The following is a 12,389-nucleotide window of genomic DNA, read 5'->3' on the forward strand; positions in this document are numbered from 1 at the left end:
GCTGCGGGTGGGCAGTCGGTACTTCACCCGCAGCTCTTCACGTGCTGCGAATGACGTGGCGGTCGTTCTTGTTAGCAGGCCGTTGAAACACCTATCGACGCAGCAGGCGTTGCTGCTGCCGACCATGGACGCATTGTTGGATAAGGATTGATGGCAGCATGCGAGGAGAAGACGAAAACAACGCGTCGCTGTTCACCAGCGTCAGGCTGGAGAATTTCGTGCTATCCGAGCACATGCTGCTGCAAGTCCTGTAAAGCGTGACCACCACGGTGTTCGCGGCGCTTGGCGTGGTCCAATGACACTGTACTTGTGCAATGCAAGCCCAAGCGCCGCCATCAGGAGTTCTTGGAATTCTTGCGGGTCTGTCTTCGGCAGCAGGACGGCGCGTACGCATGGGCGCAAATTGCAAGAAACCAGCCTTCAGCGTAGCGAGCACTGGTAGTTTTGGCACGCTGGTGCAGACATCAAGGCCTTGCGGTCGTTGGGTGGTTGGGGTTTTTTAAGGGGCGACTAATTTAGAAAGTACGAGGCCAGCCGATCAACGCCAGCGTCGGCAATCATCGCGCGATAAACACGCGCAGCACTCCCCAGCGCACCGCAGCCAGCTCGACGAACAGACATCCTTCGCCATCGCCGTCTGCACCGGCGACGGTTGCCGTGACGCCAAGCACGGCGGAGCAAAACGAGTGCCGTAGTGATCGCGCGCGCACTCCACCGCAGTACAACCATCGGCGCAGATCTCGACCGCGAACTAACCCACCCACTACAGCGTCGCTCAAAACTCCACCCGCAAGCGGCCCCAGAAGTTACGGCCCAACGTGTCATATGTAGACGCTTCGGTATTGGCCGCATTGGAGTAGCTGTAAAACCGCGGCGGCTTACGATTGCCCAGGTTGTCCGCACCCAGAGCGAGCGTGCTGTGCAGCGATGGAATCTTCCGGCTTAACGAGGCGTCGTGGTAGACCACCGACCCGATCGGGACATAAGGGCAACTGCCATCTGCGTTGGTATCGTCGCAGTAATCTTCGTGCTGGCTACCATTGACGGTGCGGCCCACATAGCGCGCGCTCCAACTCGCATGCCAAGGCCCATTATCCCAGGCCAGATTGGCCACCGCGCGCCAGCGCGGCATATTGCCCCAGCTGGAATTTTCACCGACATAGTTATGCGCGTCGCCAGCGAAGCGATAGCTGGAAAAGAAGGTCGTATCCAGCCCCGCCGCAAAATCGCCCCAGGTGGTGCCGGCCAATGTGTAGTGGATACCGGTATCGTAGCCGCGGGCATCCACCTTGCCGCTGTTGTAGGCGAACGGCACCGACACATGCGTCAACTGGCCGGCCGCATCACGCTGAATCAAAGGGCAGAACGCGGCGTTGCGTCCTTTGAAGCAATCGTCGACCACCTGCTGCACACTGGTGCTGGACAACATGTCGTCCAGCACAACGCGCCAGCTGTCCAAGTTGAGCGACAACCCACGCACCTGGTCCGGGTCATACACGATCCCCAAGTTATAGGAGCGGCCACGCTCGGGCTTGAGCTGAAAGTCGACATTGTTAGCACCGGAAGTCACTGCATTGAACTGTGCGGTGTTGGTAAAGCTGCCATCGTTGGGCACGTTGGCGCAAGCCGGATTGGTAGCACCGGTATAGCCCTGGCAAGGATCCTGAAAATTGCCGGTGTCATCGATCACCTTGTTATACGGCGAGCCATACAGATCACCCAATGCCGGCGCACGAAACACTTGCGAGCCGGTGGCACGCACAAGCAGGTTGGCGATCGGCCGCCATTCGATGGCGATCTTGCTATTGGTAGTGTTGCGCCAGGCGTCGTATTTGGAATAACGCGAGCCCAGATTCAAGTTCAAGCTATCGGCAAACGGCGCATTCTTCAGCAACGGCACCAGCAGTTCTGCATAAGCTTCCCTGACCGACTCGTCGCGTCCTTGTTTGAGGATGCAGCCATCGTCGTAGTCGCAATTGCCATCAGCATTGGCGGCGGCCACCTCGCTGCTGGTGCCTTGCGCGAACTTGTTGGTGCGAGAGACCAAATCGACGGCGGCCTGCACAGCGCCGGCGGGCAGCTTGAACAGATCGCCATTGGCACTGATATCGACAAACCGCATCTGGCTCTCGTCGATCAGATCCACCGGCCGCTGGGTACCACGCAGCGCCGCGATGGTGGCCGGGTCGTTGGGATTGGAGATATTGATCGGCGTACAGCCGGCGATCACCGCACCCGGCGCCCCGCATTTGACCACCCCGTCGCTGTCCAGAAACGACGCACCCACTGCATTGTTCAACGCCGAGGTAATCGAAAACCCGGTGCGCACCAGTGTGTCCTTGTAACGCGCGTCGCCTGCCGCCGCATCCCATTGCCAACTGCTGCCCTGCACGCGACCGCGCAGGCCAGCCACGACGTTGGTCTGGAACATCGTCGCAGTGTAAACATGCATATTGGCCTGCGTGGAGCGCAAAAAGTAGCGGTCCAACTGATCACCGAACGGGTTATAGTAGTTGTCGGCCGCGTGCTGCATTTCAATGTCGAACGCATCCAACCGCGAGTTGGTCTTGCTGCGCGTCCAGAACACGTCCATGTAGCCCTGCACGTTCGGGGTGAAATCGAAACTGCCGTGCAGCGAGGCATTAGTGTGCTCGATCGGCGTAATCAGATACTGCGCGTCGTAGATGTTGTAGCTATCGGTGGCGGGTTGGTAGGGGCGGAATGCATCTTCGCCCACCGGACCGGGCGGCACGCCATCGGCCGGAGTCAATCGACGTCCATCGGTCAGGAATGCACGGGTGTTGCTGCCGCGAATCTCACTGACCTGACCATCGAGGTATTCCACCGCTTTTGCCGCATACTCGCGGTCGCGATTGAACACCGGATTCATCGAATTGCGGCTGAGCCCGAGGATCACCCCACCGCGGTCCCAGGTCTTGCCCCATTCCACCCCGAGCGTGCGGCGATTCGCGTCGCCATGCGTGCTCTGCGCGTAATCCACCGTCGCCGCAAAGTGGTCGTACCTGTCCTTGAGAATGATATTGACCACACCGCCGATCGCGTCGGACCCATACACCGACGAGGCGCCATCGGTGAGCACTTCCACCCGCTCCACCATTGATGCGGGAATCGCGTTGACATCCACCCCCTGCGCCGATGCAACGCTGCTGGCGGGGCCGGACATGCGATGGCCGTTGACCAACACCAAGGTGCGCTCCGGCCCGAGATTGCGCAATGACACTAGCGCGCGGCCATGGCTGAAACCGGAGTTGAGCGCGGGGCCGGACATGAAGCCGGCCATCATCGGCAAGCGCTGCAGCAATTGGCCTAGCGTGTTCTGGCCGCTGTCCTCAATCCGCTGCCGGTCGATGACGACCACCGGACTGGCAGTCTCGACATCCACGCGTCGCAAATGGGTGCCGGTGACATTGACCTGATCCAGGGTCTGGGTTGCCTCGTCCGCGCTGTCGGCGCGCTGCTGCGCGGCAACCGGCAACCGGCAATGCCGTAAGCGCCAACGCGATAATCATCGCGCTGGCCAGCGTGGTGGTCTGCAAAGCAATGCACTTCGTTAGAACAGCGGAGCAGCTGGGCAACATAGGTAGTCCTCGTGCTTTCACAGGGGTACGGACCACTTCCGCGCACGGTCGACCTACACCACCACAGCGCGAAGATGAGAGATTGATGACGAAAATAACGACGACACCAACACGCCGCATCGACGACATTCGTCAACAAAAGAGAAAACGCTACTCCCTCCTGAGAGCACGTGCCCGATGACTGACGGGCAACGCGAAAAAGTGTGCGACAAGGCCAGGATGCGGTCTTGACGAATTTAGTCGGGCTACGTGCGGAAATTCACATGCTTGCGCCTGTTTGCCCGCCTGGGCGCGCCAGATGTAGATGTAGATGTAGAACAAGGTCGTTCACTGGCGAGATACGTCGGCAAGGCAGTGCACGTCGTTGGAAACTCAGCACCTGTAAAAAAACGGGAACCTTGCTTTATCGGCGTTTGGCGATGGAAGCACAGCGACGTCCGATGATCAGCGTGCAGATGCCATCACACATACCACGCCTGCACCCTCACCACTGCAGCACGACCCGGCAACGCTACGCGATCTGCATGCGGGCCTTGTGGGCGCGCGGGCCTACCGTCGATGAGCACGCGATCCAGCCGCGTGCCGGCCGGCGTGCGCAGCGTCAGCCACGTGCGTTTGGGTACCTGTTCCGGCAGCTGCACATCGGCGTCGATGCGGCGTGCATCTCTATCTGTGCACAACGTCAGCGTGACATTGCCCCAGCGGGTGGGCGCGGCACTGATACCCACTGCTGCGCCGCTGCCCAACCATGCACGCGGCACAGCGCGCGCAAGATACAACTGCTCGCCCGCGCTGTCGTCGCTGACCAGCATCCAGCGCAGCAGCAGCGGAATGGTCATCTGCGCCGGGATGCAGAACAACGGCATGCCGCCGGTGATGCCGCTGACCTCGCCGGCCGTCCAGCTGCCGCGCGTATGCACCTGGTAACGGTGCGCGTAGACAAACAACAGATACTCTTCGATGCGATCCAGCCGCAATAGCTGTTGCGCATAACCGTAGGAAATAAACCCGAGCAGATCGCGGCTGCCTGGTTCCGGCGGCCCGATATTGGCCACCACGCCGAGACTGGTGCCGCCATGCCCGCGCAGACAATCGATGACCAGGTTGGCCAACTCATCCGGCAACACGTCGGCCTGCAACAGCTCGGCATATGCGCGATGCGGCCATTGCTGTTCGCTGGGCTTTTCCTGCTGCAGTGATTGGCGGAAGGTCAGCTTGGTGCCGGGCAATGGGCCGACGTACGGTGGCGACAGATCGCGGCGCACGTTGGCGCGCAAGCTGGTCTGCAGGCCCGCACGCAACTGCTTTGCGCGGCGATGCCAGTCCGTTGCCAAGCCCGCGGCGCCGCCGAGCGTGCTCCACACTTGCGCGATGTCTTCCCAACCGCGGATCGCCAGCGCGCTGTTGGCGTAATACGGTTTCCACCATAGCGATGGATCGGGAAACAGACAGGCATCCGATTCGTTCCAGCCGTGCAGCAGGCCATGACCATGCGCGCTGCGCGGCAATGCCAAAGCCTGGTCGTGCAGCTCACACAGCACCTGCGCGGTTGCCGCGATCTTGGGCAGCAAACGACGCAACCGCACTGCATCACCGGTGTAGCGCAGATAGCGCGCCAGTAGCGACAAGGTCAGCCCGCACTGCCCAACCTCTGGCCCGCGCATGTTCGGCAAGCCATCGTCCTGCACGAACGCATCGAAATAATTGTCGAGCACCGCGGCGGCCTGCGCGAAGCGGCCCCACTCCAGATTGGCGTAGAACGAACTGGTGAAGGTGTCCTGAAAGCCGTCGTACTCGTTGCCGTAATAGTCGCGCTCAACCGCACCGTATTTAGGGTAGTGGCCACCGGGCCGCACCACCAACTCGCGCGCGAACGCAAACTGCGCCATGTCGTTCCAGCTGGCATCGGGCAATTGCGCCTGCACGGTGCCGTCCAAGGCTTGCTGCCAATACGCCGTGAAATCAATCAACGCCGCATAGAATTGTTCTGCGGTAGCGGCGGTGCGCGACGGCGCAAATGCCGGGTAACTGTGCGTGTAATGCACTGCGACGATCTCGCCGCCGCGTACCTGCATCGTGCTGTGCCAGGTCTGCACCACAAAGCGATCATTGGCACGCACATCGGCAAACACCAGCACGTCGTACCAGGTGTCGGCGTGACCCTCGCGGCGCATCACCTTGCGCACCGCAGGCATCCAGCCGCCGAGCATGCCTTCCTCGCGCCGCTTGATCAGCGCCTCTTCGCCTAACTCGGCAAACGCATGCTCCGGGCGCGACGTGCGGCTGCGGCCGTTGGGCAGGATGGGCATGGTGTCCAGACCTTCACGGGTGCCGACGAAGGTGGTCCACGGCCAGCGCCCGCCATTGTCCTTGGGGTCGAGCAACGAGGCCGGCGGCGGCGCCACGTCGCGCACCTGTGCCTCGTCCGGGTCGCCATCGCGCAGCAGACGGTCGGCGAGCAGATCGGCCTCGGCCATCGCCACCTCGGCCAGTGGCATGCCGAAATATGGCTTGCTCTCGGCTGGATATGCCGGCTCGGTGCGCTTGTCCAGCCGCAGCATGCCGCTGTCGGTCCACAACGTGAGCTGGCCTTGCGGGTGGTCGAGATGCTCGTAGACGGTCCAGTCCTGCTGCAGATGCCGAAAGCTGCAGAGCTTGCTACCGGCATGCGCAGCCGCGGGCAATGGTTCCAAGCGTGGGAGTACGGGCGCTGGCGGTGTGTTTGCAAGCGTAGCCGTGGCCGACGCCGCCATCGCGGCACCGGTGCCGACTGCCGCAGCCGCCGCCATGCCCTGATGCAGAAAGGTTCTACGGTCCATAGTTGCGCCCTCAAATGATCTACCCGGCATCCTGCGCGACTGCGCGCGCCGCGTCTTGTGACAGCCGTTTGGCGCGCATGCGGAACTCTGCACACAACCAAGCCCCCAGCGCGCCAATCGCTTTTTTGTGCATGCAGCGATGCCAGGCCGGTTATGAGCGCTCCGCATCACGCTGTCGCAGGGTCTGACTGGCGCACGTCATGCTGATGTTGCTGCGCAAACTTGCTGGTACGACGCAGCTGGTGTGGTCCACACGGATCGACGCAGCATCGCTTCGCATCGTAATCGGTCACGGGCGTCAACAGCGACCCATCCAGGCACGACATGGTGTTCAATGCGCCAGTGCTGTGCTGTTGTTGGTGGACAGGCTATCGTGGCGTCCTCTTACAGCACAACACGCAACATGTGCAATCGCACACGCGTACATATCGCGTCCCTCTCACTATTGATGGAGTTCCACATCGCATGCATACGATTCTCGCTGGCAGTGAGCGCCACACCACGCCGTCCAGTGTCGAGGCCGGACCACCGCCGGTGGATGAGCGGCTGCGAGTGCTGCTGACAGTGCGTATGCCGGCATTGAATGCCGCTGCCGCCGTGCTGCTGCAACTGCCGGCCAACACCATGCCGGTTGCGTTTTCGCGCGCAGAGTTCAGCGAGCGCTTCGCTGCCAGTGCGGCGGATCTACAGGCGGTTGCCGACTTCGCGGCCAGCTATGGATTGAAGGTCGAGCGCGCCCATGCAAACAGCGGCAATGTGATCCTGGAAGGAACCGTGCAGCAGTGCGAGGCGGCGTTTCAGGTTAGCTTGCGTGAGTACGTGCATGGCGCGATGCGTTATCGCGGCCGCACCGGCCCGGTGTCGATTCCGCAGGCGCTCGATGGCATCGTCACCGCCGTGCTCGGGCTGGATGCGCGTCCACAGGCGCAGACCTTGCCAAATGCACCGACACCGGCGCCCGCACCATCAACCCCCGCATCGCCCTCGTCCATCGCTAGTGGCCACGGTCCGACCGTGCAATACACACCCCCGCAGCTGGCGCAGTTGTACGGCTTCCCCGAGCATGACGGACACGGCCAATGCATCGGCATCATCGTGCTGGGCGGCGGCTATGCGCGCGAGCAGATGGCCGCCTACTTTGCGCAGCTACGCCTGCCGATGCCGGACATCGTGGATGTGCTTCTGCCCGGCGCTGACAATACGCTCGGTACCGGCAATGAAAATGCCGATATCGAAGCGCAGATAGATATCCAGATCGCCGGGGCAATTGCACCGGGCGCCAAGCTGGTGGTGTACTTCGCCCCCAATACAGACAACGGTTTTCTGGAAGCGATTAATGCGGCCATCCACGACACCGAGCATTGCCCCGGCGTGATCGCCATCAGCTGGGGATTTACCGAATCGCAGTGGACGCCTCAGTCGCGCAAGGCATACGACTGCGCGTTTCAGGCAGCCGCACTACTGGGCGTCACCGTGTGCATCGCCGCGGGCGACGATGGCGCCAGCGACGGACAACCGGGCTTGAATGTGTGCTTTCCCGCATCCAGCCCGTTTGTGCTCGCCTGCGGCGGCACGCGCCTGACCGTCACGGCAGACGGCGCCGACGAACAGGCGTGGTCGAAGGGTGGCGGCGGGCAAAGCAGAGTCTTCGCGCGCCCGGCCTGGCAAAAAGATCTGCTGTTGACCGATGAACATCATCGGCCCCAGCAACTGAGCATGCGCGGGGTGCCCGATGTGGCTGCCAACGCCGATGCGCAGACCGGCTACTACCTGTACATCAACGGACAGCCGGCGGTGATGGGCGGTACCAGTGCGGCCGCTCCGCTATGGGCGGCGTTACTGGCGCGTGTCTACGGTGTAAACCAGACGCAGCCCAGCTTTGTGGTGCCGCGCCTGTACGGGCAACCGGACGCCTTCCGCGACATCGTCGCGGGCGACAACGGTGGCTTCCGCGCGTCCACCGGATGGGATGCCAACACCGGCTTGGGCGTGCCCGACGGCGCTCGGTTGAAGGCATTGTTGCAGAGAGCGTGATGTATGCGGCAGGTCGTGGCGTAACGCCGGGCAATTACCGACACCGCATCCGTTGGGGCAACCCCTGCCATTTGGCAATGTGACTTTTCGGCTGCGCCCGTCGCATGCCTGATCAGCCACACGTGTCGCATATACGCCGCTGCGTGTCGAACACGCGGCGGCGCTGTGGAGGCCAAACCCACAAGGAACATAACACCGGCCGCGCCCGACGCGTCTCAGCTCAACACGTCCAGCAGGCTGCCAAGCATGTCGTCGGAGCGCCGCAACACGTTGGCGTTGGCCTGAAAGTCATTACGCGCCGACAGGCCTTCGACCAGATCGCTCGCCGGTGCCGATGGATCGGATGCGGCGCCTACCACGCTGGCCGCAACTCCGCCGTTGACCTGTGTGCTGGCCGCAACCGATTGGCGCGGGCTGCCGTCCACCGGCTGGCGGGCCACATTTCTGGCGGCCACCTGCTGACTCAGCGCGGCAACCTGCATTCCGGAACTGGCGATAGTGCTGATACTCATGGTGGCTCCGGTGCAGAAACTACGAAATAACCGATGACGCTCGCTTGCTAAGGAAGGTCTGAACAACGCACCAGACCTCTAAAATTCGAGCCTGCTGCGTGCCAATAGCGCACAGAGTTGATGCGTACGATACGATTTCTACGGTTTCTTGCGGCGTTGGCTGGCGCCAGGCAGCATTATCCCCTGGCCGGCAGCAACTGCCGGCGCACCATCCACAGATTGGATAGTGCGAACAGGGTCAGCACATGCGCGGTGTTCTTGGCCAGGCCGCGATAGCGGACCTTGGTGTAGCCAAACTGGCGTTTGATCACGCGGAATGGATGCTCCACCTTCGCACGCACACTTGCTTTGAAGTATTCCCAACGTTCTTCCTGGCGGCGCTCGCGTTTGTTGCCAATGGCTTGAATCGTCGAACGCTTGGCGGCAATGAAAAAACCAGCCTTGCAGGTCTGCAGTTCTTCGCGTTTGTCCGCACCGGTGTAGCCGCTGTCGCCGAACACACTGTCTTCTTTGCCGTGCAGCAATGCGTGGGTCACCGTGACATCGGCCACATTGGCAGCCGTACAACGGACGTGGTGCACCAGCCCGGAAAACTCATCCACGCCGATGGGTGCCTTCATCCCGAAATACCACTGATTGCCTTTCTTGGTCTGATGCATTTCAGGGTCGCGCGCGCGGTCGGCGTTCTTGGTCGAACTGGGCGCAGCGATCAGGGTTGCATCGACGATCGTGCCGGACCGCAGGCTCTGACCCTTGCGCACCAGATCCGCGTTGACGGCCTCCAGCATCCGCGCTGCAAGGCCATGGGTTTCCAGCAAGCGGCGAAAGTTGAGAATCGTGGTCTCGTCGGGAACATTGTCCAAACCGCCGAGCCGGGCAAAACGGCGCAAGGTCCGGATCTCGTGCAACGCTTCTTCCATCGCCGGATCGCTCAACGCATACCACTGCTGCAGCAAATGAATCCGCAACATCGTCGCCAGTGCGTACGGCTGTCGACCAGGCCGCCCCGACACCGGATAGTGCGGCGCGATCAGTCCGAGCAAATGCCTCCACGGAACCACCTGCTCCATCTCGGCCAGGAAGATCTCGCGGCGAGTCTGCTTGCGCTTGCCCAAACCTTCAGCGTCACCGAACGTCAGTTGCATGGATGACTCCTCAACGTAGGTGTGTAGTGTCGCGCATTTGAAGTGCGTTGTTCAGAGGTTCCCTAACCGACCAGCGCACTCGCCGCTGGCAATCACCTCGCTCTTACCACAACCAGCACACGTGGTGAGCGTTTGCGACGCGAATAGAGCGGGCAGACAGAAACCGCGGTCCACATGTGCCACCTACCGATTCCAACCACGCCCGTCTCACCGCCGCGCACTCACTTTACTCACATCAATAGCTGCCCACCCGCACGCGCAGCACTACAGGCATCTCGCCCGCTGCATCCACGCGGCCGAAGTTGAGGCCGTAGTCGGTCTGGTCGCCGTTGAGCTGTTTTTCCATCTGCCAGCGTCCATCAACATACTGCACCTGCTCCACGCGCAACAATTGTCCATGCTTGGTATCGGCCGCATCGCGGAAAAATTCAATGCGTGCAGCCATGCCGGTAACCAAAAATTCCTCCGGCCCCAGTTGGGCCACAAGCAGCCGACCGGCGTGGTCGTCGTTGCCGGGCAGAATCGCCGGGGCATCGCCCCAGAGCGGAGCCCCAAAGGAGATCTTGGCCTGCCAATCGCCGAAGCGCAACGTGCGTTGCGGCGCACCGGGTTGCTCGGCCACCGCCTGCAGCCGGCCGTCGAAGGCGGCCTGGGCGATGATGCGCTGCATCGGCGCCAGCAGATTGAAGTTGACCGCATGCGCCGCCATCGCGGCACGGTTGGCGTCGCTATCGGGATTGCCGTCGATGCCAAATACCGAAAAACCTACCCCACCCTGCCCCAGCACATGGAATAGATATGGCGCGGTCGCCGCTTCGAAGCCGGTTTCCGATACCCATGCAGGATTGTCCGGCCGCGCGTACTGACCGATGACCTTGGTGTATTCGTTGTAATCGTTGGTGTAGATGTCGGTGCCGATAAAGTCGATCGATGGCGTGGCCGCGCGCCACAGCGTGAACATGTTGACCGTCGCACCGCCGGACGGATAATCCAGCCCCGGATAGCGCTTGCCCTTGTAGCGCAGCCAGGTGTTGACGTAGAGCGGCAACGGATACGCACGCTTGCCGGCGGCGGCCACCTGTTCGATATACGCGGCGGTCGCATGCGCATTGAAGGCTTCAGCAGCCTCGGCGCCGAACAGTTGCTGCCAGCTGCCCCGCGGTTTGCCTAGGGAACCTCTGAACAGCGCACTTCAAATGCGCGACACTACACACCTACGTTGAGGAGTCATCCATGCAACTGACGTTCGGTGACGCTGAAGGTTTGGGCAAGCGCAAGCAGACTCGCCGCGAGATCTTCCTGGCCGAGATGGAGCAGGTGGTTCCGTGGAGGCATTTGCTCGGACTGATCGCGCCGCACTATCCGGTGTCGGGGCGGCCTGGTCGACAGCCGTACGCACTGGCGACGATGTTGCGGATTCATTTGCTGCAGCAGTGGTATGCGTTGAGCGATCCGGCGATGGAAGAAGCGTTGCACCAGATCCCGACCTTGCGCCGTTTTGCCCGGCTCGGCGGTTTGGACAATGTTCCCGACGAGACCACGATTCTCACTTTCGCCGCTTGCTGGAAACCCATGGCCTTGCAGCGCGGATGCTGGAGGCCGTCAACGCGGATCTGGTGCGCAAGGGTCAGAGCCTGCGGTCCGGCACGATCGTCGATGCAACCCTGATCGCTGCGCCCATTTCGACCAAGAACACCGACCGCGCGCGCGACCCTGAAATGCATCAGACCAAGAAAGGCAATCAGTGGTATTTCGGGATGAAGGCACCCATCGGCGTGGATGAGTTTTCCGGGCTGGTGCACCACGTCCGTTGTACGGCTGCCAATGTGGCCGATGTCACGGTGACCCACGCATTGCTGCACGGCAAAGAAGACAGTGTGTTCGGCGACAGCGGCTACACCGGTGCGGACAAACGCGAAGAACTGCAGACCTGCAAGGCTGGTTTTTTCATTGCCGCCAAGCGTTCGACGATTCAAGCCATTGGCAACAAACGCGAGCGCCGCCAGGAAGAACGTTGGGAATACTTCAAAGCAAGTGTGCGTGCGAAGGTGGAGCATCCATTCCGCGTGATCAAACGCCAGTTTGGCTACACCAAGGTCCGCTATCGCGGCTTGGCCAAGAACACCGCGCATGTGCTGACCCTGTTCGCACTATCCAATCTGTGGATGGTGCGCCGGCAGTTGCTGCCGGCCAGGGGATAATGCTGTCTGGCGCCAGCCAACGCCGCAAGAAACCGTAGAAACCGTATCGTACGCATCAACTCTGTGCGCTATTGGCACG

6 protein-coding genes and 2 pseudogenes are annotated in these 12,389 nt (G+C 61.6%); 2 read left to right on the forward strand and 6 right to left on the reverse strand.

Going from position 1 to position 12,389, the window contains the following annotated elements:
- Positions 1-91 precede the first annotated feature (91 nt).
- The 3 genes and pseudogenes from PD885_RS20845 to PD885_RS13445 all read right to left on the reverse strand — a co-directional run bounded on the left by PD885_RS20845 (position 92) and on the right by PD885_RS13445 (position 6,418).
- Complete coding sequence (locus tag PD885_RS20845) at positions 92-394, reverse strand: hypothetical protein (RefSeq protein ID WP_145954047.1); 303 nt, start codon at positions 392-394, stop codon at positions 92-94.
- A gap of 381 nt (positions 395-775) precedes the next feature.
- A pseudogene (locus tag PD885_RS13440) lies at positions 776-3,599 on the reverse strand (TonB-dependent receptor plug domain-containing protein).
- Positions 3,600-4,060: 461 nt separating this feature from the next.
- Positions 4,061-6,418 (reverse strand): hypothetical protein, encoded by a 2,358-nt coding sequence (locus tag PD885_RS13445; protein ID WP_002810936.1) that lies wholly within the window; start codon positions 6,416-6,418, stop codon positions 4,061-4,063.
- A 465-nt stretch (positions 6,419-6,883) separates the two neighbouring features.
- On the opposite strand from PD885_RS13445, the gene PD885_RS13450 reads away from it, so the two are divergent.
- Positions 6,884-8,452: a S53 family peptidase gene (locus tag PD885_RS13450; protein WP_002810937.1), complete on the forward strand. Its 1,569-nt coding sequence runs from the start codon at positions 6,884-6,886 to the stop codon at positions 8,450-8,452.
- Between the two features lie 215 nt (positions 8,453-8,667).
- On the opposite strand, the gene PD885_RS13455 is transcribed toward PD885_RS13450, so the two are convergent.
- The 3 genes and pseudogenes from PD885_RS13455 to PD885_RS13465 all read right to left on the reverse strand — a co-directional run.
- Positions 8,668-8,964: a hypothetical protein gene (locus tag PD885_RS13455; protein WP_002810938.1), complete on the reverse strand. Its 297-nt coding sequence runs from the start codon at positions 8,962-8,964 to the stop codon at positions 8,668-8,670.
- Between the two features lie 176 nt (positions 8,965-9,140).
- Positions 9,141-10,109: an IS5 family transposase gene (locus PD885_RS13460; protein ID WP_065975123.1), complete on the reverse strand. Its 969-nt coding sequence runs from the start codon at positions 10,107-10,109 to the stop codon at positions 9,141-9,143.
- A 235-nt stretch (positions 10,110-10,344) separates the two neighbouring features.
- Positions 10,345-11,283: pseudogene (locus PD885_RS13465) on the reverse strand (DUF5597 domain-containing protein); the annotation flags it as partial.
- A 59-nt stretch (positions 11,284-11,342) separates the two neighbouring features.
- On the opposite strand from PD885_RS13465, the gene PD885_RS13470 reads away from it, so the two are divergent.
- A protein-coding gene (locus PD885_RS13470; protein WP_088056934.1) for an IS5 family transposase occupies positions 11,343-12,310 on the forward strand; the annotation gives its coding sequence in 2 pieces (ribosomal slippage) (positions 11,343-11,658 and positions 11,658-12,310; 969 coding nt in all).
- Positions 12,311-12,389 lie beyond the last annotated feature (79 nt).

It is taken from the genome of Xanthomonas fragariae, from assembly GCF_900183975.1.
Lineage (GTDB): Bacteria > Pseudomonadota > Gammaproteobacteria > Xanthomonadales > Xanthomonadaceae > Xanthomonas > Xanthomonas fragariae.